Here is a 26,983-nt window from a genome sequence, read left to right as displayed (position 1 = left end):
CGCGGGGGCTTCGTCGTGCCCGAGGCTGGTCGCGCTCACCGACGGCTCGGCGTAACGTCACCGGCCGGGTGCGACGGAGGGAAGTCATGGCGTTCCAGCACGTAGCGGGTCTGGGGACACGGGTCTGGCGGTGGAGCCGGACCTCGGGCACGCAACCGCGCCTGCTGCACGCAGGCAAGGCCGCTGCCGCCGCGGTGATCGCCTGGTTCGTGGCGCAGCACATGCCGGGCGTCGCGGCCGAGTACCCCTACTACGCACCGCTCGGTGCCGTCGTCGCGATGCAGACCACGGTGTTCGCGGGCATCCGGAGCGGCGTGCAGACCCTGGTCGGGATCGCGCTCGGCATCCTGATCGCCGGGTTCACGATGTGGGTCGGGGACCCCGGTTTCCTGGCGATCGCCCTGGCGGTCGGCGTCGGTGTGCTCGTCGGTGGGTTCCGCGTGCTGGGCGAGGGCAGCTCGTGGGTGTCCACCGCGGCGCTCTTCGTGCTGCTCGTCGGCGGCGCGCACGCCGAGGGCTACTCGCTCGGGTACCTGGTGCAGATGGCCGTGGGCGTGGTCGTCGGGCTGCTCGTCAACTTCCTGGTGTTCCCGCCGCTGCACTTCTGGGACGCCGAACACCGCATCGACGCGGTGAACGGCGTGCTCGCCGACCACCTCGACGGCCTGGCTGCCGTGCTCGAGGAGGGCAAGCGCGACGAGAAGGCGTGGGACCACCAGCAGGACCGCCTGGACCGCGCCATCGCCGACGTGCGATCGCGCGTGGCGATCGCGCACGAGAGCCGACGGCTCAACCCCCGCGGTGCCCTGCGCGGATCCCGCGCGCGGCTCCAGAAGGACGGTGGACGCTTCCGCGCGCTGGAACGGGTCGCCTGGTACACGACGGACCTCACCGAGCTCGTGGCACGTTCCGGCCCGGTGTCCGAGGGCGTCGGGCGGCCGGACCCCGCCTTCGCCACGCCCATCGCCGAGGCGGTCCGGAAGATCGCCAGCACGATCCGCGGCGACTCCCCGGAGGACCAGGCCGAGGCGGCGATCGCCGACCTCGAGCAAGCGCTCGACGCCTCGCGCGAGAACCCCTCCCACGTCGCCGTCACGTCGGCCGCGCTCGTCGCCCTGCGTGGGATCGTCGAGTCCGAGCGACGCGCCACCGACGACCTCGACACCCGCACGGGCCCGTCAGCGTTCGGTCGGCCGCGCGGCTGAACGGGTGCAGGCAGCCACGACCCGGTGGACGGGGCACCTGCCGGGAGGCACGGACCACCCCCGCTACGGTGGTCACGTGGACGAGACGGCCGGGTTGCAGGATTCCGACAGCACCGCCGACGTGCGGCTGCGGCTCGACATCGCCTACGACGGGGCCGCGTTCTCCGGGTGGGCACGGCAGCCCGGGCTCCGGACCGTGCAGGGTGCCCTCGAAGCCGCCCTCGCCACCGTCTTCACCCGCTGGGGCGAACCGCCGCTGCTCACCGTCGCCGGACGCACCGACGCCGGCGTGCACGCCACCGGGCAGGTCGCGCACCTGGACCTGTCGGCAGGGCAGTGGGCAGCACTCACCGGGAAGCGTGGGTCGGGCCGCTCACCCCTCGACGGGTTGCGCAAGCGGGTGAACGGCATCGCGGCACCCGAGGGGGACGTCGTCGTCACCGGGGCCTCGGTGGCGCCCGCCGGGTTCGACGCCCGGTTCTCGCCACTCTGGCGCCGGTACGAGTACCGGATCGCGGACGCCGACGCCCCGCGCGATCCACGTCGGCGGGGGCACACGCTCTGGCACGCGGCGCGGCTCGACCCGGCAGCGATGGAGCGCGGTGCGCTGACGCTGCTCGGGCTGCACGACTTCGCGACGTTCTGCAAGCCGCGCGAGGGGGCGACCACCATCCGGACGTTGCAGCAGTTCCGCTGGGACCGCGAGCCGGACGGCGTGCTGGTGGCGCGCCTCCAGGCCGACGCCTTCTGCCACTCGATGGTGCGGGCCATGGTCGGCGCGACCATCGCCGTCGGCGAGGGCCGCTTCGGCCCGGACCGCCTCGAGGAACTGCGCGTCGCCGAGGAACGCACCAGCGCGTTCAAGACGGCGCCCGCGAAGGGACTGACCCTGACCGAGGTGGGCTACCCGGCGGACGCTGCGCTCGCGGAGCGGGCGGAGCAGACCCGGGCCCGACGCTCGGCGGACGGTACCGTCGAGGGATGAGCCCGCGCGAACCCCGTTCCGTCGTGTCCGTCGCCCCCGGAGTCGTCTTCGTCGAGGGCCCCGTGTCCAACTGGGTGGTGCTGGCGGAGGAGGACGGCGTCGCGCTCATCGACGCGGGGTACCCGGCCGACACGGACCTGGTGCTCGACACCGTGCGCGCCGCCGGACACGACCCCGCCGACCTCCGACGCGTCTACGTCACGCACGGACACGTCGACCACGTCGGCGGCATCCCCGGGATCCTGGAGCGGTACCCGCACGTCGAGGTGCTCGCCCACGCCGACGAGCTCGACAACGTCCGCGGGCCGGAGCGGCAGCAGGTCACCCCGGCGGAGATCGGCGGTCGGCTCGCCAGCCCACGCGTCCTCGCCTGGTTGGCGCGGGCGATCCGGTCGGACGCCCTGCGGCCCACCACCGTGCCGTCGGCGCGTGCGTTCACGGGCGCGGACTTCGCGGGACGCGCGATCGCGCCGCTCCCGGCCGTCGGGCACACCGACGGTTCGACGGCGTACCTGCTGCCCGCAGCCGACGCGATCGTGACGGGCGACGCGGTCGTCAGTCGCCACGACACCCAGCCCGGGTCGTGGGCCCCGCGGCCGCGGATGATCACGCCGTTCTTCACCGCCGACCAGGACCGCGCGCTCGAGTCGGCGCGGGCGCTGCCGTTCCCGGCACTGGTACTGCCCGGACACGGACCAGCCGTGCGGCGCGTGGGCGGGACCTGGCTGCCGATCGGCTGATGCCGCCGCATCGCTGATGTTGCCGAACGCAATCATTTACCTCAGCGCAACCTGAATGTCCCCGCAGGTCGGTAGCGTGCGGGCATGGCCAACACCCTCGGGCGCACTCTGCTGTGCGCCACGGCGGCCGCGACGCTCCTCGCGGCACCACTCGTCACCGTCACCGCAGCGTCCGCGAACCCCGAGGGGACCGGCCTCGTCATCGAGGAGGCCTACCTGAAGGCGGGCAGCAAGGGCGCCTCCTACAACCAGAAGTTCGTCGAGATCGGCAACCCGACCGACGCCCCGGTGTCGCTCGACGGGTGGTCGCTGCAGTACCGCTCCGCGACGGGCACCGGCACCTTCTCGGCCAGCGCGCTCGCGGGCACCGTGCCGGCGAAGGGCACCTTCCTGGTGTCGATGGCGGGCAACGGCGGGGCCACCGCGGCCGGCGAGGACCTGCCCGCCGACGACGACACCGCGTCGCTCACCCCGTCGGGCACCACGGGCACCCTCGTGCTCTCCGACGCCACCGCACCGCTGGCGCTCGCCGCCGGACCCGTCGCCGCAGGCACCGACGGCGTCGTCGACCTGCTCGGCTACGGCGCCTCGAACACGTTCGAGTCGACCGTCCGCACCGTGACCGGGGACAACTCGGTGCCGAACGGCCTGGTCCGCCAGGGCACCACGGACACCGACGTCAACGGCGCGGACTTCTCGGTGACGACGACGCTCACCCCGCGGAACGCCGCGGGCGAGACGACGGCGCCGACCGAACCCACGGACCCGACCGACCCGGGCGACGGCGGGACCCCCACGCCCGGCACCCCCGCCGAGACGGTGACCATCGCCCAGCTGCAGGGCACCACGGACACCTCGCCGTACGCCGGCAAGAACGTCACGACCGACGGCGTCGTCACCGCGGTGTACGGCACCGGTGGCTTCGACGGCTACACGATCCAGACCGCCGGCACCGGCGGCGCGATCGACCTCGGCGCCCACACCGCGTCCGACGCCGTGTTCGTGTTCTCGTCCGCAACCGCCGGACTGGTGCAGCGGGGCGACCACGTCCGCGTCACCGGCGCCGTGTCCGAGTACTTCGGCCTGACCGAGCTCACGGTGTCCGGCGCCTCGTCGCTGCAGCAGCTCGACGACACCGTCGCGGCACCGCAGCCCGCCGCGGTCGCGTTCCCGTCGTCCGACGCCCAGCGGGAGTCGCTCGAGAGCATGCTCGTCGCTCCCCAGGGCGCGTACACCGTCGCCGACAACTACACGACGAACCAGTACGGCGAGGTCGTGCTCGCCAGTGGGACGAAGCGTCTGGTCCAGCCGACCGAGGTCGGTCGCCCCGGCAGCGCCGAGGCGAAGGCCGTCGAGGCCGACAACGCCGCGCGCAAGGTCACGCTCGACGACGGCGCGAGCACGAACTTCCTCACCCAGGCGAACCAGGGCATCCCGGTGTCGTGGCTCACCCAGGGCCCCGTCACCGTCGGGGCCGCCGCCACCTTCACCGAGCCGGTCGTCCTCGACTACCGCAACAACGGGTGGAAGTTCCAGCCGACCGCGCCGATCACCGGTGCGACCCCGGCGGCCGACCTGCCGGCGTCGTTCTCGAAGGTGCGCCAGCCGGCACCGCAGGACGTCGGCGGTGACCTGAAGCTCGCCGGCTTCAACGTGCTCAACTACTTCCCGACCACGGGCGACGAGCTCACCGGCTGCAAGTACTACACCGACCGTGCCGGCGACCCCGTCACGGTGAACTCCGGCTGCGACGCCCGCGGCGCCGCTGAGCAGGAGGACTTCCTGCGCCAGCAGGTCAAGATCGTCAAGGCCATCAACGGGCTGGACGCCGACGTCGTCTCGCTCGAGGAGATCGAGAACTCGGCCCGCTTCGGCCAGGACCGCGACGCCGCCGTGGCCACCCTGGTCGACGCGCTCAACGCCGCCACCGGCCAGGACACCTGGGCGTACGCGAAGTCCCCGGCCGTCGTGCCCGCGAGCGAGGACGTCATCCGCCTCGCACTCATCTACAAGAAGGCCCGCGTCGAGCCCGTCGGCGAGTCCACGATCCTGCTCGACGACGCGTTCACGAACGCCCGCCAGCCCGTCGCGGACGCGTTCCGCCCGGTCGGTGGCACCGCGGACGACGACTTCCTGGTGATCGCGAACCACTTCAAGTCCAAGGGCTCCGGCACCGGTGAGAACGCCGACCAGGGTGACGGGCAGGGAGCGTCGAACGCGTCCCGCGTGGCCCAGGCGAAGGCCCTCGTGACCTTCTCCAGCGCCATGCAGGACCAGTACGGCACCGACAAGGTGTTCATGCTCGGCGACTTCAACGCCTACAGCAAGGAGGACCCGGTGGTCGTCCTCGACGGCGCCGGCTACACCGACCTCGGCCCGGCTCGGGACAGCACCGAGTACTCCTACGTGTTCTCCGGCCTGAGCGGTTCGCTCGACCACGTGTTCGCCTCGAAGGCCGCACTCGAGACGGTCACGGGCGTGGACATCTGGAACATCAACTCGGTCGAGTCGGTGGGCCTGGAGTACAGCCGCTACAACTACAACGCGACGAACCTGTACACCGACGACGTGTACCGGGCGAGCGACCACGACCCGATCCTGGTCGGCTTCGACCTGGACGCCCCGGGCACCGAGCCCGGGACCGACCCGACCCCGGTGCCGAGCCCGACGCCCTCGAAGCCGACCCCCGCTCCGACCCCGTCGGCTCCCGGGGCGGTGCCGCCGGTGGCCCCGTCGGAGACCGGTCTCACCGACGCGAACCGCGGGAGCGTCTCGGCTCCGGCGTCGGCTCGTGCGGGGGAGACCATCACGGTGACGGTGGGTACTGCGTCTGCCGGTGACACGGTGAACGTGTGGTTGTTCTCGGAGCCGACGCTGATCGGCACGGCTGTGGTCGCTGCTGACGGGACGGTCCGGGTGACGATCCCTGCCGACACGGTGGTTGGTGCACACCGGTTGGCGGTGACGGCTGCGGACGGCACGCTGATCGGGTGGACCCCGATCACGATCACCGCGGACGGGCAGCTCGCATTCACGGGAGCGTCGGGGCTCGGTGCCGGTGCGCTGGTGGCGTTCCTGCTGCTCGCGGCGGGTGCGGGTGTGCTGGTCGTGCGTCGCCGCCGTCGGGCTGCGGCTGCGGAGTAGTCCCCACGCCCCACGTCGGGGCGATGAGTGTGCAGAAGACGTCGGGTTCGCGGTGCGGACCCGACGTCTTCTGCTCACCATGCGCGGTGGGCGCGACCGCGCGGCGGACTGGAGGCGCGGTGCGGGGCCGCCCCGCGCCTCCAGGCCGCGGGTGGCCGCGTTTGACCGACGCACCCCGCGTCGGCTAGGCTCTCACCTTGGTCTGTGCGCCCCGCGCGCGGACAGTCAGATGAGCCCTCCAACCGAGGTGTTCCCCGTGCTTCTGCCCGCGGAACTCCCGACCGGAGTGGGATTCACGGACTCCTCACCTCGACACGAAAGCAGCACTCCTGTGACTCGCACGTTCTCACCGAAGCCGGCAGACGTCCAGCACGACTGGATCGTCATCGACGCCACCGACGTCGTCCTCGGCCGTCTCGCCACCCACGCCGCGGCGCTCCTGCGCGGCAAGCACAAGGCCACCTTCGCCCAGCACATGGACATGGGTGACTACGTCATCATCGTGAACGCCGACAAGGTCGCACTGACCGGTTCGAAGCTCGCGAAGAAGGTCTACTACCGTCACTCGGGGTACCCGGGCGGCCTGACGGCGACCTCCTACCCGGAGATGCTCGAGAAGCACCCCACCCGCGCCGTCGAGAAGGCGATCCGCGGCATGCTGCCGAAGAACACCCTCGGCCGCGAGCAGCTCAAGAAGCTGAAGGTCTACGCCGGCGCGGAGCACCCGCACGCCGCGCAGCAGCCCAAGGCGTACATCTTCGACCAGGTCGCACAGTAGTTCCGGCCACGACGACTTCAAGGACATAGAGAAACTCATGGCTCAGATCGCTGATTCCCTCGACCAGACCCCGGAGAGCTTCACCACGGAGAGCGCACCCGCCGCTGCCGAGGCTGCTCCCCGTCAGATCCTCAACGTCTCCGGCGGTGCCGTCGGGCGCCGCAAGGAGGCCATCGCGCGCGTTCGCCTCGTTCCGGGCTCCGGCACGTTCGTCGTGAACGGCCGCACGCTCGAGGACTACTTCCCGAACAAGCTGCACCAGCAGCTCATCAACGACCCGTTCAAGGTGCTCGAGCTCCTCGGCTCGTACGACGTCGTCGCCCGCATCACCGGTGGCGGCCCCTCGGGTCAGGCCGGCGCGCTCCGCCTCGCCATCGCCCGCACGCTGAACGAGATCGACCGTGAGAACAACCGCGCGGCCCTCAAGAAGGCCGGCTTCCTCACCCGTGACGCCCGCGTCATCGAGCGCAAGAAGGCCGGTCTCAAGAAGGCCCGCAAGGCGTCGCAGTTCTCGAAGCGCTAGTCGTCACCGGCTGAAGATCGCCATGCCGCGTCTGTTCGGTACCGACGGGGTTCGTGGTCTCGCCAACGGCGAGCTGACGGCCGCGCTCGCACTGGGTCTTGCCCAGGCGAGCGCGGCCGTCCTCACACACGGACACCATGCCGACGCCCGCCGGGCGTCGGGTCGACCGCGCCCGCGCGCGGTCCTCGCGCGTGACCCGCGCGTCTCCGGCGAGTTCCTCGGTGCCGCCGTCGCGGCCGGGCTCGCCTCGGCCGGCGTCGACGTGCTCGACGCCGGGGTCATCCCCACGCCCGCCGCGGCGTTCCTCGTCGCGGACATCGACGCCGACTTCGGCGTGATGATCTCCGCGTCGCACAACCCCGCTCCCGACAACGGGATCAAGTTCTTCGCCACGGGTGGTCGCAAGCTGCCGGACGAGGTCGAGGACCGCATCGAAGCGGCCATGCACGACCACTCCGCACCGACCCCCACCGGCATCGACGTCGGGCGCATCTCGCGGTTCGCCGACGCCGAGGACCGCTACGTGGTGCACCTGCTCGGCACACTGCCGCACCGGCTCGACGGAATCCACGTCGTGCTCGACTGCGCCAACGGTGCCGCCGCTGGCGTCTCACCCGAGGTCTTCGTCAACGCGGGTGCCCGCGTGACGCTCATCGGTGCCGACCCCGACGGTTGGAACATCAACGACGGCGTCGGGTCGACCCACATCGACAACCTGTCGCGCGCCGTGCTCGAAGCCGGCGCGGACGTCGGCATCGCGCACGACGGCGACGCGGACCGCTGCCTGGCGGTCGACGCCGCGGGCAACGCGATCGACGGCGACCAGATCATGGCGATCCTGGCGTTGTCGCTGCAGGAGCGCGGACGCCTGAAGGACGACACCCTCGTCGCGACGGTCATGTCGAACCTCGGGCTCAAGCGGGCCATGGCCGACGCGGGCATCACCGTCATCGAGGCCGGTGTGGGCGACCGCTACGTGCTCGAGAAGATGACCGAGGGCGACTACTCCATCGGTGGCGAGCAGTCCGGCCACATCATCTTCAACGAGTTCGCCACCACGGGCGACGGCATCCTCACCGGGCTCCACCTGGTCGCCGAGATGGCGCGGACGGGCAAGACCCTGCAGGAGCTCGCCTCGTGCATGACGGTGTTCCCGCAGGTGCTGCTCAACGTCCGTGGCGTCGACCGTCACGGGCTCGCCGACCAGGGCGTGCAGGACGCCGTGACTGCGGCGTCCGTGGCACTCGGCGACACCGGTCGCGTGCTGCTCCGACCCTCCGGCACCGAGCCGGTCGTGCGGGTCATGGTCGAGGCTGCGTCGCAGGACGACGCCCAGCGCATCGCCGAGGAGCTCGCCGCCGTCGTGCAGGACCGCCTGGCGCTCGACGCCGCGTAGGGTTCCCTTCCGCAAGACACCGGTGTTCGCCGGTTGAACACGCGCAGGACGCGGTTCAGCTCGCGAACACCGGTGTTTTGCTGCCCGCTCCCGTTCAGATCTTGCGGAGCAGGACCGAGTTCACCTTGTGGTTCGCGCCCTTCTTCAGCACCAGGGTGGCGCGGGAGCGCGTGGGCAGCACGTTCTCGAGCAGGTTCGGCTCGTTGATCGCCCGCCAGACCTCGGTCGCCGTCCGCACCGCGTCCTCACGCGAGAGCGAGGCGAACCGGTGGAAGAACGAGTCGGGGCTCGAGAACGCCTCTTCCTGCAGGGCGAGGAACCGGTCGACGTACCAGGACTCGATGTCCTTGGTCTTCGCGTCCACGTAGATCGTGAAGTCGAACAGGTCGGACAGCGCGAGCCGCCCGTGCACCGGGGGCGCCAGCACGTTGAGACCCTCGACGATGAGCACGTCGGGCTGCCGGACGACGATCTCGGCATCAGGCACGATGTCGTAGACCAGGTGCGAGTAGTACGGTGCCCGGACCTCGGTTGCCCCGCTCTTCACCTGGCTCACGAAGCGCAGCAGGGAGCGGCGGTCGTACGACTCCGGGAAGCCCTTGCGGTCCATGATCCCGCGGCGCTCCAGCTGGGCGTTCGGGTACAGGAAGCCGTCGGTCGTCACGAGCTCCACGCGAGGGGTGTCCGGCCAGCGCTTCGTCAGCTCCCGCAGCAGACGGGCGACGGTGGACTTGCCGACGGCGACGGAACCCGCGACGCCGATGACGAACGGCGTGCGTCCGGCGCGCTCACCCAGGAACCGGCTCGTCTCGGCGTGCAGGTTCCGTGCGCCGGCCGCGTAGAGCGTGAGCAGGCGGGACAGGGGCAGGTAGACCTCCTGCACCTCCTGCATGTCCAACCGGTCGCCGAGTCCGCGCAGCTGCACGATCTCGGTCTCGGTGAGCGACAGGTGCTCCTTGGGTGCGAGCTGCGACCACTCGGCACGCGGGATCTCCACGAACGGGGTCGGGTGCGCGACGGCGGTCTCCGGGATCGGCATGGGATCGAGCGTACAGACGGGAGGCCCGGGGCACGTGAGCCGGTCGGCTCACGTGCCCCGGGCCTCCCGGCCAGTGCTCGGTGCGCGCCCGCAGGACGCGACGCGTCAGGCGGGCAGGGCCGCCTCGATGGCGGCGACGACCTCGGGGGCGTCCGGCTTCGTGGTGGGGCGGAAGCGCGTGACGGTGCCGTCGGGGGCGACGAGGAACTTCTCGAAGTTCCAGCTCACCCGACCGGCCTTGCCGTCGGCGTCCGGGGTCTCCTTGAGGGCCTGGTAGAGCGGGTGGGCGCTCTTGCCGTTGACCTTGACCTTCTCGGACATCGGGAACGTCACGCCCCACGTGGTGGAGCAGTACTCGTCGATCGCCTCGGACGAGCCGAGCTCCTGCAGGAACTGGTTGCTCGGGAAGCCCAGCACCGTGAACCCGCGGGGGCCGTACTGCTTCTGCAGGGCCTCGAGCTGCTCGTACTGCGGGGCGAGGCCGCACCGGGAGGCGACGTTCACGACCAGTACGGCCTTGTCGGCGTAGGCGCCGAACGTGGTGTCCTCGCCGTGCAGCGTGGTGATGGCGATGTCGTCGAAGCGTCCCATGGCCGAAACGTTATCCCCACCCCCGGGACTTCGCAGGGTCGGCGTCCAGGCAGACCGTAGGATCGGTCCCATGTGTGGAATCGTCGGCTACGTCGGCAGCAACAGCAGCCAGGACGTCCTCCTCGGTGGCCTCCGCCGCCTCGAGTACCGCGGCTACGACTCGGCGGGCATCGCCGTGGTCGACCCAGCCGGAGACCTCGTGTCGGCCAAGAAGGCCGGCAAGCTCCAGGCCCTGGTCGACGAACTCGAGTCGTCGCCGATCCCGGACGGCACGACCGGCATCGGGCACACCCGCTGGGCGACCCACGGCGGCCCGACCGACGGCAACGCCCACCCGCACCTGGCCGACGGCGACAAGCTCGCCCTCATCCACAACGGCATCATCGAGAACTTCTCCGAGCTCCGCGCCGAACTGCAGGCCGAGGGCATCGAGTTCCGGAGCGAGACCGACTCCGAGGTCGCCGCGCACCTGGTCGGGCGGGCCTTCCGCGACACCGGTGACCTGACCGCCGCCATGCAGCAGGCCGTGCAGCGGCTCGAGGGCGCCTTCACGCTCCTCGTCGTGCACGCCGACCAGCCCGGTGTCGTCGTCGGCGCCCGTCGCAACTCGCCCCTGGTCGTCGGGCTCGGCGACGGCGAGAACTTCATGGGCTCGGACGTCGCCGCGTTCGTCGCCTACACGCAGCGCGCGCTGTCGATCGGGCAGGACGAGATCGCCACGATCCGCCCCGACGGCGTCGACGTCATCCACTTCGACGGCACCCCCGCCGCGCCGACCGAGTTCGAGGTCAACTGGGACGCCTCCGCCGCCGACAAGGGCGGCTGGTCCTCGTTCATGGCGAAGGAGATCAGCGAGGAGCCCGAGGCCGTCGCCAAGACGATCCTCGGCCGTGTCCACGACGGCGCCGTCACCCTGACCGACCTCGACCCGATCGCCGAGCGCCTGGCGACCGTCGACCGGGTCATCGTGATCGCCTGCGGCACCGCCGCCTACGCCGGCATCCTGGGCAAGTACGCCATCGAGCAGTGGGCCCGCATCCCGGTCGAGGTCGAGCTCGCCCACGAGTTCCGCTACCGCGACCCGGTGCTGAACGAACGCACCCTGGTCGTCTCGATCAGCCAGTCCGGCGAGACCATGGACACGCTCATGGCCGTCAAGTACGCCCGCGAACAGGGCGCCCAGGTCCTGTCGATCTGCAACACCCAGGGCGCCACGATCCCGCGTGAGTCCGACGCCGTGATCTACACGCACGCGGGGCCCGAGGTCGCCGTCGCGTCCACCAAGGCGTTCATCGCCCAGGGCGTCGCGCTGTACCTGCTCGGGCTGCACCTGGCGACGCTGCGCGGCACGCTCACCACCGAGCAGATCGCCGAGCAGGTGGCCGAGCTCGAGGGGCTCGCACCGAAGCTGCAGCAGACCATCGAGGACGCCGCCGGCATCAAGGACCTGGCCCGCTGGATGGCGGACACCCGGAGCGTGCTGTTCCTCGGTCGCCACGTCGGCTACCCGATCGCGCTCGAAGGTGCGCTGAAGCTGAAGGAACTCGCGTACATCCACGCCGAGGGCTTCGCCGCCGGTGAGCTCAAGCACGGTCCGATCGCGCTGATCGAGCCGGGCCAGATCGTCTTCGTCATCGTGCCGTCGCCCCGCGACCCGCGATCGCTGCACCCGAAGGTCGTCTCGAACATCCAGGAGATCCGCGCCCGCGGTGCCCGGGTCATCGCCATCGCGGAAGAAGGCGACGCCGCGGTGCTGCCCTTCGCCGACGAGGTCCTGCGGATCCCGCTCGCGACCCCGCTGTTCGAGCCGCTGCTCGCCGTGGCCCCGCTGCACATGTTCGGCATGGAGCTCGCCGCGGCCAAGGGCCTCGACGTCGACCAGCCACGCAACCTGGCGAAGTCGGTCACCGTCGAGTAGTCGAGACGGTGATCATCGGGATCGGGGTCGACGTGGTCGACCTGGAGCGGTTCGAACGGGTGCTGGAACGCACACCGGCGATGCGGGCGCGGTTGTTCACGCCGTCCGAGCAGGTCCGTGACGGCGAACCCCGTCCGATCGCGTCCTTGGCGGCACGGTTCGCCGCCAAGGAAGCACTGATCAAGGCCTTCGGGTCGAGTGCCGGGCTCAGCTGGCAGGACCTCGAGGTCGTGTCCGACGACCAGCGGAACCCCTCGCTCACCCTGCGCCAGGGTGCGCGCCGGGTCGCGGATGCGCGTGGCGTGACGAGCGTGCACCTGTCGCTCTCGCATGATGGAGGGATCGCGACCGCGTTCGTGGTCCTGGAAGGAACAGACGTGGTCCTGGAAGGAACGGCCCGGTGAGTGCGTTCACCGGCATCACGATCGATCGCGGAGCCCTGATCGAGAACTACGCGACGATCGCCGACCGGGTCGCCCCGGCTGGTGTGATCGCGGTCGTCAAGGCGAACGCCTACGGCCACGGGGCCCTCGACGCCGCGCAGGCCTTCGTCGACGCGGGCGCCGAGTGGCTCGGGGTCGCCGACATCGACGAGGCCGTCGCGCTCCGGCAGGGCGGCATCGACGAGGGGGTCCGGATCCTCACGTGGCTGCACGCCCCCGACGAGGACTTCCGTCGCGCCGCGCAGTTCGACGTCACGCCGGCGGTGTCGAGCGTCGAGCAGCTGTCCGCCGCCGCCGACTCCGACGTCCGTGCCGTGCACCTGTGCGTCGACACGGGCCTGAGCCGCAACGGGGCCGTCGAGTCCGAGTGGGCCGAGCTCTTCGCGACCGCCGGCGCCCTGGCCCGCGGCGGCAACCGCACCCGGGTCGAGGGGCTCATGTCCCACCTGTCGAACGCCTCGCGCACCGACGACCTCGACCAGGACGCCGCACTGCAGCGTGCGCTGGACGGTCTCGCCGCGAACGGCATCGTGCCGGACGTGGTGCACCTCGCCGCGAGTGCCGCGAGCATCGCCGTGCCGGAGACCCGCCACGACCTGTCCCGCGTCGGACTCGCTCTGTACGGACTGAGCCCCTTCGACGGCCGCACCTCGGCCGACCTGGGGCTGCGTCCGGCGATGCGGGTCACCGCCGCCGTGCTCCGCACCGTGCCGGTCGCCGCGGGTGACGGCGTCTCGTACGGGTACACCTGGCGCGCCGAGACGGACACCCGCCTCGCTGTGATCGGCCTCGGCTACGCGGACGGCTTCGACCGCGACTTCGGCAACCGGGTCTCGTTGCGCATCGGGGACCGCACGTTCCCGGTGGTCGGACGCGTCGCGATGAACGCCATGCACGTCGACGTCGGCGACGCGGACGTGCAGGTCGGCGACGAGGCCGTGCTGTGGGGCGACCCCGCGAACGGCGACCCCGCCGTCGAGGACTGGGCCGACGCCATCGGCACGATCAACTACGAGGTGGTCGCCCGGATCGGCCGCAGCGTGGAACGGAGGACCGCGTGAGCTCCGCACCACTGCGTCAGGCACGCATCGACCTCGACGCGTACCGCGCCAACCTCGAGCGTGTCCGCGAGTGGATGGACCCGGTCGAGGTCATGGCGATCATGAAGGCCGACGCGTACGGGCACGGCCTCGAACCGATCGCGCTCGCCGCAGTCGACGCCGGCATCCGTTGGATCGGTGTACTGACGGTCCCCGCCGCCCTGCGCCTGCGGTCGATCGGGGTGGGCGAGGACGTCCACCTGTTCACCTGGCAGCACGACCCTGACCTGGACTTCCGTGACGCCATCGACTCGGCCGTCGACCTCGGTGTCTCGAACGTCGCCGAACTGCAGCGCATCGTCGACGCCGTCGACCAGCGCCCCGCCCGGGTCCACCTGGGCGTCGACTCCGGACTGCACCGCGACGGCGCGGTCCCCGCAGACTGGCCGGCCCTCGTCGAGGCCGCGCGGGACGCCCAGCGGAACGGCCGCATCGAGGTCGTCGCCGCCTACACGCACCTGGCCGAGTCGTCCGACCACGAGGACAGCGCCGCGGTCGCCGTGTTCGACGCCGCGATCGAGATCGCCGAGGACCTGGGGCTCGATGTCCCGACGGAGCACGTCGCCGCGTCGCTCGCGGGGCTGGAACGCAAGGAGTTCCGCAAGGACATGGTCCGGATGGGTGCGAACCTGTTCGGCATCCCCGGGGCCGACGGGGTCTCGGCAGCAGACCTCGGGCTCGAGCCGGTGATGACCCTGACCGCGTCGGTGGCGAAGACGAAGCGTGTCCCCGTCGACACCGGCGTCTCGTACGACTACACGTACCGCACCGCGACCGAGACGACCCTGGCGCTCGTGCCCGTCGGGTACGCCGACGGGGTCCCGCGACTGGCGCAGGGCCGCATCGAGGTCGCGATCGGCGGCAAGCGCTACCCGATCGCCGGCCGCGTCGCGATGGACCAGTTCCTGGTGGACGTCGGCGACGACGACGTGCGGACCGGTGACACCGTCGTCCTCTTCGGCACCGGCGAGCACGACGAGATGACCGTGCTCGAGTGGGGCGCGGCGCTCGAGACCATCGGTGAAGAGATCGTCTGCCGGATCGGCAGCCGTGTGCCCCGGTCCTACGAGGGTCACGACATCGAGGGACGCGTCGGGGAGTACCTGCGGGGCGAGCGGCCGTGACCGGGTCGTCCCACGTCCTGCTCGACACCACCGTCGACGGCACCGAGGCGATGGGGGAGCTCGGTGCCCGGTTGGCCCGGGTGCTGCGCGCCGGAGACCTCGTCGTGCTGACCGGCCCCCTCGGCGCCGGCAAGACGACCCTGACCCGTGGGCTCGGCGCAGCACTCGGTGCGCGTGGACAGGTGTCCAGCCCGACCTTCGTCCTCGCCCGGACACACCCGACCACCGCCGGGCCGGACCTGGTGCACGTGGACGCCTACCGCCTGTCCGACCCGGTCGAGCTCGACGACCTCGACCTCGACTGGGACGCCGCGATCGTGGTGGTCGAGTGGGGCCGCGGGATGGTCGACGGCGTCAGCGACAGCCTGCTCGACGTCGAGATCACGCGGGCGACCGGTGCCGACGCCGGACCCGCAGCTCCCGACGACACGGACCCGGACGACGTCCCCGACGAGCCCCGCCGGGTCGTCGTCACCGCCTCCGGTCCGCGCTGGCAGGGCGTGGTCCTCTGACCCTGCGGCCCGTCACCGCGGACGACGTCGAGGCGCTCCGGGCGTTCCTCGTCGAGGCCGACCTGACCCTGGCCGGGCTCGACGTCCCGACCGTGCGGCTCTGGACCGATCGCGCCGACGACGGCAGCGTGATCGGCAGCACCGGCTTCGAGTCGAGCGCGGACGGCGTGCACGTCCTCGTCCGCAGCGTGGCCGTCGCTCCGCAGCACCGCGGGTCCGGAGCCGGCACCCGCCTCGCACGGTTCGCGATCGACCGGGCCGCCGAGGCCGGCGCCCAGCGTGCGTGGCTGTTCTCCCGTCGCTCCGGTCCGTTCTGGCAGTCGCTCGGCTTCGCACCCGCCGACCGACAGGCCCTGGCTGCCGCGCTGCCGGACACCCACCAGGTCCGCCTGTTCCGCCGGACGGGGCAGCTGGAGCACGAGGTCGCGTGGTCCCTGGGACTGCCGGTGCGCTGACCGCCGCCTACGATGGACGGGTGCTGCTCGCGATCGACACCTCCGCCGGGACCTCCGTCGCCGTCGTCGACCCGGTCACCGGCCAGGCCCTCGCGACCCGCGACACCGAGGACAGCCGCCGGCACGCCGAGGTGATCGGCCCGTTCCTGGCCGACACCCTCGCCGAGGCGGGCATCACCGGCGCCGACGTCACCGGGGTCGTCGCCGGCATGGGCCCGGGCCCCTTCACCGGCCTGCGCGTCGGCATCGCCGCCGCCCGCACCTTCGCCGCAGCCCGCGGCGTCCCCGTCCTGCCGCTCGTCAGCCACGACGCCGTCGCCCTCGACCAGCGCGCCGCCGGCCTCGCCGGCCCCTTCGTCGTCCTCACGGACGCCCGCCGCCGCGAGGTCTACTGGAGCGCCTACGACGCCGACGGCGTCCGCGTGGCCGGCCCCGGACTCGCCAAGCCCGCCGATCTCGACGACGCGATCCGCGCCTCCCGGCCCGCAGCCGTGGGCTGGGACCGCGTGACCGTCACGTCCATCCCGGCCTGGAGGCTCGGCGCGCTCGCCGCGGACCGACTCGCGTCCGGCGCGGCGTTCGACCAGGACACCCCCCTGTACCTGCGCGACCCCGACGTCACGGTGCCCGGTGCGCCGAAACGGGTGAAGCAGTGACCCTGCCGGACGCGCTCCGCCTGCGCCGAGCCCACCCGCAGGACCTCGACGACATCATGTGGCTCGAGCACGTCTCGTTCCCGACGGACGCCTGGTCGGCGTCGCAGATGTCGGGCGAGCTGTACTCACCGCACGGGTACTACGTCGTGATCGAGACCGTCGACGACACCGCAGCGCCGATGGTCGTCGGGTACGCCGGACTCTCGTCCCTGGCGGGCAACCCGGTGGCCGACGTGCAGACCATCGCGGTCGCCGCCGATCAGCGCGGCAAGGGGCTCGGACGGGTCCTGTTCACGGAACTGCTCGACGAGGCCCGGCGCCGCGGGGTGCGCGAGGTGTTCCTCGAGGTGCGGGCGGACAACCCCGTCGCGCAGGCGATGTACACGGCGTTCGGGTTCGAGCACATCGCGACCCGGCCACGCTACTACCAACCGGACGGCGTCGACGCGTGGGTGATGCGGGCGGAACTGCCCGGCCCGGACGCGGAACCGTCGTCGGACGTCGGACCCATCGGACAGGAGGCCCTCGGTGAGCGCGACTGAACCACTGGTGCTCGGCATCGAGACGAGCTGCGACGAGACGGGCGTGGGGATCGTGCGGGGGAACACCCTGCTGGCGAACGTGATCGCCTCGAGCATGGACGAGCACGCGCGCTACGGCGGGGTCGTGCCCGAGGTCGCCGCACGGGCCCACCTGGAGGCGATGACCCCGACGCTGCACGAGGCGCTCGAGCGTGCCGGCGTCACCCTCGACGAGCTCGACGCCGTCGCAGTGACCGCCGGGCCGGGTCTGGCCGGAGCGCTCATGGTCGGGGTGGGGGCAGCGAAGGCGCTCGCCGTGGCCACGGGCAAGCCGCTGTACGGCGTCAACCACCTGGTCGGGCACGTCGGTGCCGACGTGCTGCGCGAGGACGGCAGCGAGATCGAGCTGCCGACGATCGCGCTGCTCGTCTCCGGTGGGCACACGTCGCTGCTGCTGGTGCGGGACCTGGTCGGTGACGTCGAACTGCTCGGCGAGACGATCGACGACGCGGCGGGCGAGGCGTTCGACAAGGTCGCGCGGCTGCTCGGACTGCCCTACCCCGGCGGCCCGCAGATCGACCGGGCCGCGGCCGAGGGCGACCCGACGGCGATCCGGTTCCCCCGCGGGCTGACGCTGCCGAAGGACATGGCCGCACACCGGTACGACTTCTCGTTCTCGGGGCTGAAGACCGCCGTGGCCCGCTGGGTCGAACGCTGCCGCGACGAGGGCCGAGAGGTGCCGGTGGCCGACGTCGCCGCGAGCTTCCGCGAGGCCGTCGTCGACGTCCTGCTCACCAAGGCCCTGAACGCCTGCCGCGACACCGGTGTCGACCGGCTGCTGCTCGGTGGCGGCGTCGTCGCGAACGCCCGGTTGCGGCAGGTCGCCGAGGAACGCTGCGCGGCCGTGGGCGTGCGGCTGCGGATCCCGCCGTTCGACCTGTGCACGGACAACGGCGCGATGATCGCCGCCGTCGGCGCCCGACTCGTTGCCGAGGGGCACGCGCCGAGCGACCTCGGCATCGCGGCGGACTCGACCCTGCCGGTGACGACCGTCCAGGTCTGACCAGTTCGGCCCCGGTCCTTCTGGGGGAGCCTGTGGGAGGATTCACACGGGCGTCGGAGAGACCGGACGCCCGAGAGGGGTGGACGGTGTCCGATCAGAACGAGTGGCCGAAGCCGGGCGAGACGCCGAACGGCGCGGCGAACGGACAGCCCGACGGTGCACCCGCCCCGGACGCCCCGCAAGCACCTGACGCGCCGCAGGCCCCGTCGGCTCCGGAAGCGCCCCAGAACCCGTACGGCCAGCAGCAGAACCCGTACGGCCAGCCGCCGCAGCAGCAGAACCCGTACGGCCAGCAGCAGAACCCGTCCGGCCAGCCGCCGCAGCAGCAGAACCCGTCCGGCCAGCCGCCGCAGCAGCAGAACCCGTACGGCCAGCCGCCGCAGCAGCAGAACCCGTACGGCCAGCCGCCGCAGCAGCAGAACCCGTACGCGGCCCAGCAACAGCAGCCGCAGCAGGCGTACGGCGCACCGCAGAACCCTTACGGTCAGCAGCAGAACCCCTACGGTCAGCAGCAGAACCCCTACGGTCAGCAGCAGAACCCGTACGCGCAGCAGCAGCAGCCGTACGCGGCCAACCCGTACTCGTACCAGCCCTACGCGCAGCGACCGAAGACGAACGTCCTGTCGATCCTGTCGATCGTCTTCGCGTTCGGCGGCGTCATCATCTGGCCGATCATCATCCTGACGAGCCCGGCCGGCGCGATCATGGGCCACATCGCCCTCGGCAAGATCAAGCAGAGCGGCGAGGGCGGCCGTGGCCTGGCGCTCGCAGGCATCATCGGTGGCTGGGTCCTGACGGGCCTGTTCATCCTGATCGTCGCCCTGGTGTGGATCTCGATCGCGAACTCGTCGAACTACTCGGACTACTCCGACTACTCCGACTACAGCTCGAACACCGGGGCCTTCGTCAGCTGACTTCGCCGCAGGGTGACGGAGGCCGCGAGCGGCCCCCGGCCCCCGGCCGTCAGCCGACCGTGTCGGTGAGCCGCTCGCACAGGATCGCCGTGTGGCGTCCCTCCAGGCGGGTGAGCACGAGTGTGACGCGACCCGATCCGCGCAACCGCAGCCGTTTGCGGAACTGCGCCGGGTCGACGTCGACGCCGCGCTTCTTGATCTCGACGGTGCCGATGCCGTCGGCGGCGAGCCGCGCGGCCAGCCGCTTGACGTCGAGCGGCATCGTGTCGAGCACCCGGAACCCCTGCGCGAAGGGTGTCGTGACGGCCCGGTCGGACGTGACGTAGGCGATGCCGTCGGACAGCATGTGCCCGTCGAGGCCCCTCGCCAGGTCGCCGATCAGTCGCGCGCGGATCACGGCGCCGTCCGGCTCGTACAGGTAGGCGCCGAGCGGTCCGACCTCGGTGTCGTCGGCGTCTGCCGCTCCGGTCATCTCGTCGATGCCGTGGCTGCCGATGACGGTGGCCGCGCGGCGGATGCCGGGGCGTGCGAGGGGGCCGAACCACAGGGCGAGCTCGACGACCTCGCGGTCGACGGAGGTCCACTGGGCCTCGGCGGTGTCCGGGATCAGGTCGCGGTCGATGCCGGGTCCGAGCTTCACGCCGGTCGGTGTCGTCGTCGCTGCGGCGAACACCGTGTCGAGCGAGGGGGACCAGTCGTCCGGGTCGGCGAGTCGGCGGGTGTCGGAGTGGCCGGAGGTGCGTCGTGCGGGGTCCATCCACGCGCCGTCCACCGAGGACAGGTCGAAGGACTCGGCGTCGCCGAGCTCCACCCGCGCGTTCGGCCAGAGCGCCAGGTTGTGGGTCGCGACGGCAGCCGTGACCTCGTCGCGGTCGACGGCGGTGACGTCCAGGTCGAGCGCCGCCATCGCCATGGCGTCCCCGCCGATGCCGCAGCCGAGGTCGGCGACCCGGGTGAGCCCCGCGGCGGCGAAGCGTCCGGCGTGCTGGGCCGCGACCTGCAGTCGGGTGGCCTGCTCGAGACCGGCCTCGGTGAAGAGCATCCGGGACGCGAAGTCACCGAACTTGCCGCGGGCCTTGAGCCGGAGCTTCGCCTGGGTCAGCACGGCTGCGACGAGCCGTGGGTCGTGGCCCTCAGCGCGCAGCCGGGACACCACGCGGACGATCTCGCCGCCGTCGGAGACACCGGGGGTACGGTCGAGCAGGGCCATCCCGTCCGGGGTCAGCAGTGCGGTGAGTTCGGCGGCGTCCATGCGTCGATCCTCGCAGGTGCTGCGTGTTCTCCGGGTGTGCTGGCACTCGGATTGACCGAGTGCCAGTGGCCCCCTAGAGTTGGCGTTGGCACTCTCCTGTGCGAAGTGCCAACCGGTTTTCATCTGTACCGAGTCCGTACCGAGAAAGAAGAGGTCACCGTGGCCGTCAGCATCAAGCCGCTCGAGGATCGCATCGTCATCCGCCAGGTCGAGGCGGAGCAGACCACCGCTTCCGGTCTGGTCATCCCCGACACCGCGAAGGAGAAGCCCCAGGAGGGCGAGGTCGTCGCCGTGGGTCCGGGTCGCATCGACGACAACGGCAACCGCGTCCCGCTCGACGTCGCCGTGGGTGACAAGGTCATCTACTCCAAGTACGGCGGAACCGAGGTCAAGTACTCGGGCGAGGACCTGCTGGTCCTGTCGGCCCGCGACGTCCTCGCGGTCATCGTCCACTGAGTCCAGTACGCATGACGGACGCCCCGTCCGGCCTTCGGGCCGACGGGGCGTTCGTGTGTCCGGGGCCGGTCTGCAGAGCGCTCCGGTCCTGATCAGCCCGCTTGCAGCCCGCCTGGAGGCCCGGTGCACGTCCCGGGGTCGGCGGTCCTTCCTAGGATGGTTCCGTGAGTGAACCGAGTCCGGCGCGACCCGTCCGCAGCGAGGCATCCGTCGGCGTGGTGCAGGCCGTCGTGGCCTACGGGCTCTGGGGGCTGATGCCCCTGCTCTTCGCGGCCATGGCCCCCGCGGCGGCGTTCGAGATCGTGTCGTGGCGGATCGTCTTCGGTCTGGTGTTCTGCGCGGTGGCGATCGCGGTCACCCGGTCGTGGCTCCGCACCCGCACCTTGATGGCCCAGCGCCGCGTGATGCTCGTGATGGGGCTCGCCGCCGTCCTGATCCTGGTGAACTGGACCGTCTACGTCCTCGCGACGACGACCGGTCACACGGTCGAGGCCGCGCTCGGGTACTTCATCAACCCGCTCGTCACGATCGCCCTCGGCGTCGTGGTCCTGCGCGAACGCCTGCGTCCGGCGCAGTGGGCCGCGGTCGGGTTGAGCGTCGTGGCGGTCGTGGTCATCGCGATCGGCTACGGGCAGATGCCGTGGATCTCGCTGGCCCTGGCGTTCTCGTTCGGCCTGTACGGCTTGGTGAAGAAGCGCGTCGGCGGCACCGTGGACGCGCTGAGCGGCCTGACGATCGAGACCGTGTGGCTGCTGCCGATCGCGGTCGTGGCGCTGGTGGTGCTCGGTGTGACCGGGCTCGGCGGCGGCGTGACGTTCACGAGCGAGGGCTGGGGGCACGCTGTCATCACCGTGCTGACCGGGCCGGCGACCGCGGTGCCGCTGCTGCTCTTCGCCTCGTCGGCGCGCCGGGTGAGCCTGTCGACCCTGGGCCTGACCCAGTACCTGGCACCGGTGATGCAGCTGCTCGTCGGGGTCCTGGTGCAGCACGAGGAGATGTCGGCCGGGCGCTGGTTCGGCTTCGGCATCGTGTGGCTCGCGCTCGTGGTGCTGACGGCGGACTCGTTCGCCGCCGCACGCGCGTCCCGCCGCCGGGCGCTCGCACCCACCCCGGCCGAGCCGGTCTGACCCGGTCTCCACGGGCCTCCAGGCCGCCCGTCGGTCCTGTCTTGTGGAGGCGACACATCGTGCCGCTCGTCCCGGTCTCCACCGCGAAAGCGACAGGCCCCCGCGGAACTTCCGCGGGGGCCTGTCGCTCTCGCGAGCGGTGCTGGGCTGAACCCTACTTCTTCACCGCACCCTGGATGGCGCTCTGGTAGACGGGCTTGTTGTCGCCGTCGAACTTGTAGATGCCGATGTACGCGCTCGACGGGTCGTTGTTGTCGTCGAACGGACCGATGCCGGACGGGCCGGTGTAGTGGATGTCCTTGCCGTCGTCCAGGAGCGTCTTGCACTCCTTGAACGTCGCACACTCCGTGCCGCCGTCAGCTCCCGACACCGCAGCCATGTTGGCCTGGATCGTGCCGGAGTCGGTGCCCTTGCCCTTCACCGCAGCGAGGGCGGCGAGGACCGTGGCGTCGTACGACTCGGCCGCGTACGAGTAGTCGGCGAGCGTCTTGCCCGACGAGTCCTTGTAGAACGCAGCGAGCTGCTTCTTGAAGTCGTCCTTCGGCGAGGCACCGGGGATGGTGCCCTGGGCGCCGCTCAGGGTGCCCTTGTCGAAGTCCTTCGAGTAGTCCGCCGTGTTGCCGTCGGACATGTAGATCTTCGCTTCGTTCCCCTGCGAGACGAGCTCCGGGATGATCGACTTCGTCTCGTCGAAGGCCAGGACGACGATCGCGTCGGGCTTCTGGGCCAGTGCCGCGGTCACCTCGGACGAGAACGTGGTCTGGCCGGGCGGGAACTCCTGGCCCTCGCCCTTGCCGCCGTAGACGACCTGGCCGCCCGAAGCCTCGACCGCGGCCTGCACGGAGTTGCGGAGGCCGGTGCCGTACGTGTCGTTGAAGACCAGGAAGGCGACCTTCGCGTTGCCGTCACCGGTCACGAGCTGACCGAGCGCGGAACCCTGCACCGAGTCCGGCGGTGCGGTCCGGTAGTAGTACGACGAGTACCCGGAGAGGTCGCTCGCCGTGTTCGCCGGCGAGATCTCGACGATGCAGTTGCTGGTCAGCTGGTCGATGACGTTCAGCGTGACGGACGAGGACTCGGCGCCGATCGCGACCGGGACCTTCGCGTTGACGAGCTTCGTCGCCGCGGAGCTCGACACGGTCATGTCGTTGCTGTCACCGGAGTCGGTCGCCGGGTCGATCGTGACGTCCTTGTCGAGGACACCGCCCGCGGCGTTGATGTCCTTGACGGCCAGGCCGACACCGGACTCGGCCGGCGGGTTCAGGTAGGCCAGCGAACCGGTCAGGGGCAGGATCGTGCCGATCTTCAGCGCGTCCGTGCCAGGGGTGTCGGGGGCCTTGCAGCTGGCGGCGGGATCCTTCTTCGCATCGCTCGACGCCGAGCTCGAGGGGGAAGCACTGCCGGTGGTGGAACACGCGGCGAGGAGGACGGCTGCTGCGCCCGCCAACGCCAGTGCCGCGGTGGCACGGGTGGTTCTGATCATCCGTGGAGCCCTTTCTCTGCGCGGAGGCTGTGCCGCTTCGGGTGAATGCGACGCCTCCACTGGATGTCGAGAAACGTAGGGTCCATGTGTTTCGCCCGTGTGACGGGGCGGTACGCAAAGGTGTTTCGTTACCGAGCCGTGACGTTCCTGTGCGTGGGGACAGGCATCCGTGCAGGAGCCGCGGTGCCGGCGTGGTGCCCTGACCTGCGCCAGGCGGATGGTCCGGCAGGGTGTTCGGGAGGCCCGGGGGCGCGCCGGTGGACGGCGGGCCGGTCAGCCGTGCTGGCCCGGTCAGCCGTGCTGGCCCGGTCAGCTCTGCTGTCCGGCTTCCTCGTCGAGTTCGGCCTGGGACCGCAGGACGCAGAACTCGTTGCCCTCCGGGTCGGCGAAGACCACCCATCCGCCGTCCGGGTGGCGCAGGTCGGCGAGCTCCACGGCACCGATGCCGCGGAGCCGCTCGACCTCCTCGTCGCGGGTGCGGTCGGTGGGGCGCAGGTCGAAGTGGATCCGGTTCTTCACGGTCTTCGTCTCGGGCACCTGGAGGAACAGCACCGTGTGCGATCGATCGGGTGCTGTGATCTCGCACTCCTCGTGCCCCGGAGCATTCGGGTCGTCGGGCAGGTCCACGTACCCGAGCACCTGCTTCCACCACTCGGACTGGGCGTAGGCGTCGCGGGAGTCGATCGTGGTGTGGGAGACAGCGCTGACCATGCCGCGACACTACCGCCGGGGAACGCAGCTGCGGGGGACGGGGCGGGGGACTGGGTGAAGACGCCGTCGTGCTGCTCCGACGCCGCGGTGCTCGCGAGACGCCGCCAAATTCGGCGGCGTCTCGGGGACTCGGCGGCGCCCAACCCGCACGACGGCGTCTCGCGCTGCCCGCCAGCCGCTGCTCACGAGCCCGGCTGGCGACGTGCGCCGATCGGTGCTGCGCGGAACAAGGGGAGCCCGGCAGCCGACAGCACCGCAGCCAGCGCTCGTGCATCCGCAGCTTCCCGCATCGTCCACCGCGCGAACCCGCGCACCTCGGGATCCCGTCGGAGCGCGTCCTCACGGTTCTTCTCGTCCCACAGCGCTCGAGGGTCGTCGTACTTCAAGCGACCGTCGAACTCACCGATCACGCCGGCGTCGGGCCACCAGAAGTCCGTCCTGAACCTGCCGAGCGGTGTCTCGAACTCGCGCTGCAGCTCCGGAGCAGGACCCCCGAGGTCACGGGCGGTGACGCGGCTGATCGACTCGCCGGGCGATTCGGCACGGGCATCGGCGAAGTCGATCGCGGCGGCAGCCTGTCGGCATCCGCGCAGGCGCCCAGGTGGTCCGAGCGCGTCGAGTGCGGCGACGAGCCCTTCGCGGCTGACCAGGGCAGACCGGAGCACGTGGTCGAGCACGACGACGGCGTGGGTGAACGACTGCCGACGCGCGATGTCGAGCACGGTCCGGTCGAGCGAGGTCGTCGGGATCCCGTCGACCACGACGCGTTCGCCGTTCCGGATCCGCCCAGCGTGACGGACGACGCCTCGACCGGTGTGCGTCTTGTCGAGCCGGACGTCGATCACGTGCAGCCGCCAGTCGGTCGCGTCGAAGTCAGGCAAGCCCCAGAGCGCCGCGGCCGAGGTCCCCGAGACGACGCACTCGGACTGCAGGGACCCGTACCGTGCGCGGACGAACAGGCGCCGGCGTTCCAGGGGTGAGAGCGCCTCCCACTCCGGACGTTCGACGGCGGCGCCGTGGAACAGGCGTACCGGTTCGTGCAGGGCCGACGGGACACGGACCAGTGCTGTCCGGGCGAGCGCGTTCATCCCCGCAGCATGGAACGCGACCACGGCGCGAGGCGACTCGCACGACGGACCGGTGGAGAGCCTCCAGGCCGTTGCCGCCTGTGGAGGAGTCGCAAGACGCCGTCGTCTCCGAACCACGCCCGGAAAGCGTTGAGACGCCGCCGGATTCGGCGGCGTCTCAACGACACGACGGCGTCTTGCGGACCAGAACCGGCCCGGCCCGCAGGCTAGCTGCGGTAGTTCGGCGCCTCGACGACCATCTGGACGTCGTGCGGGTGGGACTCCTTGAGCCCCGCCGCGGTGATGCGGACGAACTTGCCACGGGCCTTCAGCTCGGGGATCGTGCGACCGCCGACGTAGAACATCGACTGCCGCAGCCCACCGGTGAGCTGGTACACGACGTTGCCGACCGAGCCGCGGTAGGGCACCTGGCCCTCGATGCCCTCGGGGATGAGCTTGTCGTCGTTCGGCACGTCCGCCTGGAAGTAGCGGTCCTTCGAGTACGAGGTCTTCTTGCCGCGGGTCTGCAGGGCCCCGAGGGACCCCATGCCGCGGTAGGCCTTGAACTGCTTGCCGCCCACGAACACCAGGTCACCGGGGGACTCGTCGGTGCCGGCCAGCAGTGATCCGAGCATGACGGTGTCGGCACCGGCGACCAGGGCCTTCGCGATGTCGCCCGAGTACTGCAGGCCACCGTCGGCGATGATCGGCACACCGGCTTCACGTGCGGCGAGGGACGCCTCGTACACGGCCGTCACCTGCGGCACGCCCACACCGGCGACGACGCGCGTGGTGCAGATCGAGCCCGGGCCGACACCGACCTTGACGGCGTCGACACCGGCGTCGATGAGCGCCTGGGCGCCCGCGCGGGTGGCGACGTTGCCGCCGATGACGTCGATCGCGTCGAACGTCGGGTCGGCCTTGAGGCGGCGGACCATGTCGAGCACGCCTTCGCTCTCACCGTTGGCGGTGTCGACGACGAGCACGTCGACGCCGGCGTCACGCAGGGCCTCGGCGCGCTGCCAGGCGTCGCCGAAGAAGCCGATCGCCGCACCGACGCGGAGCCGGCCCTCGTCGTCCTTGGTGGCGTCCGGGTACTGCTCGCTCTTGTCGAAGTCCTTGACGGTGATGAGGCCGCGGAGCTTGCCCTCGGCGTCGACCAGCGGCAGCTTCTCGATCTTGTGCTGGGCGAAGATGGCGATCGCCTCTTCGGGGTCGATGCCCTCGAGCGCGGTGATCAGCGGCGCCTTCGTCATGACGTCGCGCACGTACGTGGTGGCCTGCTCGAACGTGGCCACGAAGCGCATGTCGCGGTTCGTGATGATGCCGACGAGGGTGCCGTCCTGCTCGACGACCGGCAGGCCGGAGACACGGAACTGGCCGCAGAGCGCGTCGACCTCGGCCACGGTGGCGTCCGGGGTGGTGGTCACCGGGTTGGTGATCATGCCCGACTCGGAGCGCTTGACCTTGTCGACGTAGGCAGCCTGGTCCTCGATGGACAGGTTGCGGTGCAGGATCCCGATGCCGCCCTGGCGCGCCATGGCGATCGCCATGCGGGCTTCGGTGACGGTGTCCATCGCAGCAGAGAGCAGCGGGACGTTGACGGAGATCCGCTTGGTGAGCCGGGACGCGGTGGACGCCTCGCTCGGGATGACGTCGGTGTGCCCGGGCAGGAGCATGACGTCGTCGTACGTGAGTCCGATGAATCCGAACGGATCCGGCTGGTCCATGGGTCCCCTTCGTGGGCGAGTGAAGTGTCGAGACACCGGGAACACGACGA

26 protein-coding genes are annotated in these 26,983 nt (G+C 71.2%); 19 read left to right on the top strand and 7 right to left on the bottom strand.

The window, feature by feature from the left end; genetic code table 11:
- Positions 1-86: 86 nt before the first annotated feature.
- From H489_RS20540 to glmM, 7 genes are all read left to right on the top strand, one after another.
- Entirely contained in the window at positions 87-1,205 is a 1,119-nt protein-coding gene (locus tag H489_RS20540) for an FUSC family protein (protein WP_017885504.1), read from the top strand.
- 76 nt (positions 1,206-1,281) lie between these two features.
- The gene (truA, locus tag H489_RS20535; RefSeq protein WP_017885503.1) at positions 1,282-2,190 is read left to right on the top strand and encodes a tRNA pseudouridine(38-40) synthase TruA; all 909 of its coding nucleotides are present in this window, start codon (positions 1,282-1,284) and stop codon (positions 2,188-2,190) included.
- Positions 2,187-2,930 carry an MBL fold metallo-hydrolase gene (locus H489_RS20530; protein ID WP_017885502.1) on the top strand — a complete coding sequence of 248 codons (744 nt, stop codon included), beginning with the start codon at positions 2,187-2,189 and terminating at the stop codon, positions 2,928-2,930. Before truA ends, H489_RS20530 begins: the two co-directional genes overlap by 4 nt.
- 84 nt (positions 2,931-3,014) lie before the next feature.
- Positions 3,015-6,074 (top strand): ExeM/NucH family extracellular endonuclease, encoded by a 3,060-nt coding sequence (locus H489_RS0118045; protein WP_017885501.1) that lies wholly within the window; start codon positions 3,015-3,017, stop codon positions 6,072-6,074.
- Between the two features lie 331 nt (positions 6,075-6,405).
- A complete protein-coding gene (rplM, locus tag H489_RS20525; protein ID WP_017885500.1) occupies positions 6,406-6,852 on the top strand; it encodes a 50S ribosomal protein L13 in 447 nt (148 codons plus the stop codon).
- A 37-nt stretch (positions 6,853-6,889) separates the two neighbouring features.
- Positions 6,890-7,375, top strand: a complete 486-nt coding sequence (gene rpsI / locus H489_RS20520) for a 30S ribosomal protein S9 (RefSeq protein WP_017885499.1) — start codon at positions 6,890-6,892, stop codon at positions 7,373-7,375.
- Between the two features lie 22 nt (positions 7,376-7,397).
- Entirely contained in the window at positions 7,398-8,771 is a 1,374-nt protein-coding gene (gene glmM / locus H489_RS20515; protein WP_017885498.1) for a phosphoglucosamine mutase, read from the top strand.
- Between the two features lie 94 nt (positions 8,772-8,865).
- Here glmM and coaA read toward each other — a convergent pair whose 3' ends face one another.
- Both coaA and H489_RS20505 read right to left on the bottom strand, forming a co-directional pair.
- Entirely contained in the window at positions 8,866-9,810 is a 945-nt protein-coding gene (coaA, locus tag H489_RS20510) for a type I pantothenate kinase (RefSeq protein ID WP_017885497.1), read from the bottom strand.
- Positions 9,811-9,915: 105 nt separating this feature from the next.
- On the bottom strand, positions 9,916-10,401 hold the full coding sequence (locus H489_RS20505) for a glutathione peroxidase (RefSeq protein ID WP_017885496.1): 486 nt from the start codon (positions 10,399-10,401) through the stop codon (positions 9,916-9,918).
- A gap of 70 nt (positions 10,402-10,471) precedes the next feature.
- On the opposite strand from H489_RS20505, the gene glmS reads away from it, so the two are divergent.
- From glmS to H489_RS37955, 10 genes are all read left to right on the top strand, one after another.
- Positions 10,472-12,319: a glutamine--fructose-6-phosphate transaminase (isomerizing) gene (gene glmS, locus H489_RS20500; RefSeq protein WP_017885495.1), complete on the top strand. Its 1,848-nt coding sequence runs from the start codon at positions 10,472-10,474 to the stop codon at positions 12,317-12,319.
- Positions 12,320-12,327: 8 nt separating this feature from the next.
- On the top strand, positions 12,328-12,723 hold the full coding sequence (locus tag H489_RS20495) for a holo-ACP synthase (protein WP_017885494.1): 396 nt from the start codon (positions 12,328-12,330) through the stop codon (positions 12,721-12,723).
- A complete protein-coding gene (gene alr / locus H489_RS20490; RefSeq protein WP_017885493.1) occupies positions 12,720-13,823 on the top strand; it encodes an alanine racemase in 1,104 nt (367 codons plus the stop codon). Before H489_RS20495 ends, alr (H489_RS20490) begins: the two co-directional genes overlap by 4 nt.
- Positions 13,820-14,986, top strand: a complete 1,167-nt coding sequence (gene alr / locus H489_RS20485; protein ID WP_017885492.1) for an alanine racemase — start codon at positions 13,820-13,822, stop codon at positions 14,984-14,986. The genes alr (H489_RS20490) and alr (H489_RS20485) overlap by 4 nt, the downstream gene beginning before the upstream one ends.
- Complete coding sequence (gene tsaE / locus H489_RS20480; RefSeq protein WP_017885491.1) at positions 14,983-15,498, top strand: tRNA (adenosine(37)-N6)-threonylcarbamoyltransferase complex ATPase subunit type 1 TsaE; 516 nt, start codon at positions 14,983-14,985, stop codon at positions 15,496-15,498. Before alr (H489_RS20485) ends, tsaE begins: the two co-directional genes overlap by 4 nt.
- A 92-nt stretch (positions 15,499-15,590) precedes the next feature.
- Entirely contained in the window at positions 15,591-15,953 is a 363-nt protein-coding gene (locus H489_RS20475) for a GNAT family N-acetyltransferase (RefSeq protein ID WP_017885490.1), read from the top strand.
- 20 nt (positions 15,954-15,973) lie between these two features.
- Positions 15,974-16,609 carry a tRNA (adenosine(37)-N6)-threonylcarbamoyltransferase complex dimerization subunit type 1 TsaB gene (tsaB, locus tag H489_RS20470; RefSeq protein WP_031259031.1) on the top strand — a complete coding sequence of 212 codons (636 nt, stop codon included), beginning with the start codon at positions 15,974-15,976 and terminating at the stop codon, positions 16,607-16,609.
- A complete protein-coding gene (gene rimI, locus H489_RS20465) occupies positions 16,606-17,151 on the top strand; it encodes a ribosomal protein S18-alanine N-acetyltransferase (RefSeq protein WP_017885488.1) in 546 nt (181 codons plus the stop codon). Before tsaB ends, rimI begins: the two co-directional genes overlap by 4 nt.
- Positions 17,138-18,193, top strand: coding sequence for a tRNA (adenosine(37)-N6)-threonylcarbamoyltransferase complex transferase subunit TsaD (gene tsaD / locus H489_RS20460; protein WP_031259030.1), 1,056 nt, complete (start codon positions 17,138-17,140; stop codon positions 18,191-18,193). Before rimI ends, tsaD begins: the two co-directional genes overlap by 14 nt.
- A gap of 86 nt (positions 18,194-18,279) precedes the next feature.
- The gene (locus H489_RS37955; protein ID WP_017885486.1) at positions 18,280-19,107 is read left to right on the top strand and encodes a DUF4190 domain-containing protein; all 828 of its coding nucleotides are present in this window, start codon (positions 18,280-18,282) and stop codon (positions 19,105-19,107) included.
- Positions 19,108-19,156: 49 nt separating this feature from the next.
- Here the strand turns inward: H489_RS37955 and H489_RS20455 are convergent, their stop codons facing one another.
- A complete protein-coding gene (locus H489_RS20455; RefSeq protein WP_017885485.1) occupies positions 19,157-20,359 on the bottom strand; it encodes a class I SAM-dependent methyltransferase in 1,203 nt (400 codons plus the stop codon).
- A 159-nt stretch (positions 20,360-20,518) separates the two neighbouring features.
- Between H489_RS20455 and groES the strand changes: the two genes are divergently transcribed.
- Together groES and rarD are read left to right on the top strand one after the other, a co-directional pair.
- Positions 20,519-20,815, top strand: a complete 297-nt coding sequence (groES, locus tag H489_RS20450) for a co-chaperone GroES (RefSeq protein WP_017885484.1) — start codon at positions 20,519-20,521, stop codon at positions 20,813-20,815.
- Between the two features lie 164 nt (positions 20,816-20,979).
- Positions 20,980-21,942, top strand: a complete 963-nt coding sequence (gene rarD, locus H489_RS20445; protein WP_017885483.1) for an EamA family transporter RarD — start codon at positions 20,980-20,982, stop codon at positions 21,940-21,942.
- A 154-nt stretch (positions 21,943-22,096) separates the two neighbouring features.
- Here the strand turns inward: rarD and H489_RS20440 are convergent, their stop codons facing one another.
- The 4 genes from H489_RS20440 to guaB form a co-directional block, all read right to left on the bottom strand.
- Entirely contained in the window at positions 22,097-23,425 is a 1,329-nt protein-coding gene (locus H489_RS20440; RefSeq protein WP_031259028.1) for an ABC transporter substrate-binding protein, read from the bottom strand.
- Positions 23,426-23,734: 309 nt separating this feature from the next.
- Positions 23,735-24,136, bottom strand: a complete 402-nt coding sequence (locus H489_RS20435; RefSeq protein WP_017885481.1) for a VOC family protein — start codon at positions 24,134-24,136, stop codon at positions 23,735-23,737.
- A 182-nt stretch (positions 24,137-24,318) separates the two neighbouring features.
- A complete protein-coding gene (locus H489_RS20430; RefSeq protein ID WP_017885480.1) occupies positions 24,319-25,224 on the bottom strand; it encodes a hypothetical protein in 906 nt (301 codons plus the stop codon).
- Between the two features lie 206 nt (positions 25,225-25,430).
- Positions 25,431-26,933: an IMP dehydrogenase gene (guaB, locus tag H489_RS20425; RefSeq protein ID WP_017885479.1), complete on the bottom strand. Its 1,503-nt coding sequence runs from the start codon at positions 26,931-26,933 to the stop codon at positions 25,431-25,433.
- Positions 26,934-26,983 lie beyond the last annotated feature (50 nt).

The sequence above is a fragment of the Curtobacterium flaccumfaciens UCD-AKU genome (assembly GCF_000349565.1).
GTDB lineage: Bacteria > Actinomycetota > Actinomycetes > Actinomycetales > Microbacteriaceae > Curtobacterium > Curtobacterium poinsettiae.
Note: the sequence above shows the minus strand (reverse complement) of the source record. Positions and strands in the feature narration are given on the sequence as shown.

Bases quoted from the DNA above. Each gene is read 5' to 3' on its own strand.
- H489_RS0118045 (WP_017885501.1), top strand. From the start codon at position 3,015: ATGGCCAACACCCTCGGGCGCACTCTGCTGTGCGCCACGGCGGCCGCG.
- H489_RS20435 (WP_017885481.1), bottom strand. From the start codon at position 24,136: ATGGTCAGCGCTGTCTCCCACACCACGATCGACTCCCGCGACGCCTAC.
- rpsI (WP_017885499.1), top strand. From the start codon at position 6,890: ATGGCTCAGATCGCTGATTCCCTCGACCAGACCCCGGAGAGCTTCACC.
- glmS (WP_017885495.1), top strand. From the start codon at position 10,472: ATGTGTGGAATCGTCGGCTACGTCGGCAGCAACAGCAGCCAGGACGTC.
- H489_RS20505 (WP_017885496.1), bottom strand. From the start codon at position 10,401: ATGGGACGCTTCGACGACATCGCCATCACCACGCTGCACGGCGAGGAC.
- glmM (WP_017885498.1), top strand. From the start codon at position 7,398: ATGCCGCGTCTGTTCGGTACCGACGGGGTTCGTGGTCTCGCCAACGGC.
- H489_RS20540 (WP_017885504.1), top strand. From the start codon at position 87: ATGGCGTTCCAGCACGTAGCGGGTCTGGGGACACGGGTCTGGCGGTGG.
- H489_RS20530 (WP_017885502.1), top strand. From the start codon at position 2,187: ATGAGCCCGCGCGAACCCCGTTCCGTCGTGTCCGTCGCCCCCGGAGTC.
- H489_RS20430 (WP_017885480.1), bottom strand. From the start codon at position 25,224: ATGAACGCGCTCGCCCGGACAGCACTGGTCCGTGTCCCGTCGGCCCTG.
- guaB (WP_017885479.1), bottom strand. From the start codon at position 26,933: ATGGACCAGCCGGATCCGTTCGGATTCATCGGACTCACGTACGACGAC.
- coaA (WP_017885497.1), bottom strand. From the start codon at position 9,810: ATGCCGATCCCGGAGACCGCCGTCGCGCACCCGACCCCGTTCGTGGAG.
- H489_RS20440 (WP_031259028.1), bottom strand. From the start codon at position 23,425: ATGATCAGAACCACCCGTGCCACCGCGGCACTGGCGTTGGCGGGCGCA.
- H489_RS20455 (WP_017885485.1), bottom strand. From the start codon at position 20,359: ATGGACGCCGCCGAACTCACCGCACTGCTGACCCCGGACGGGATGGCC.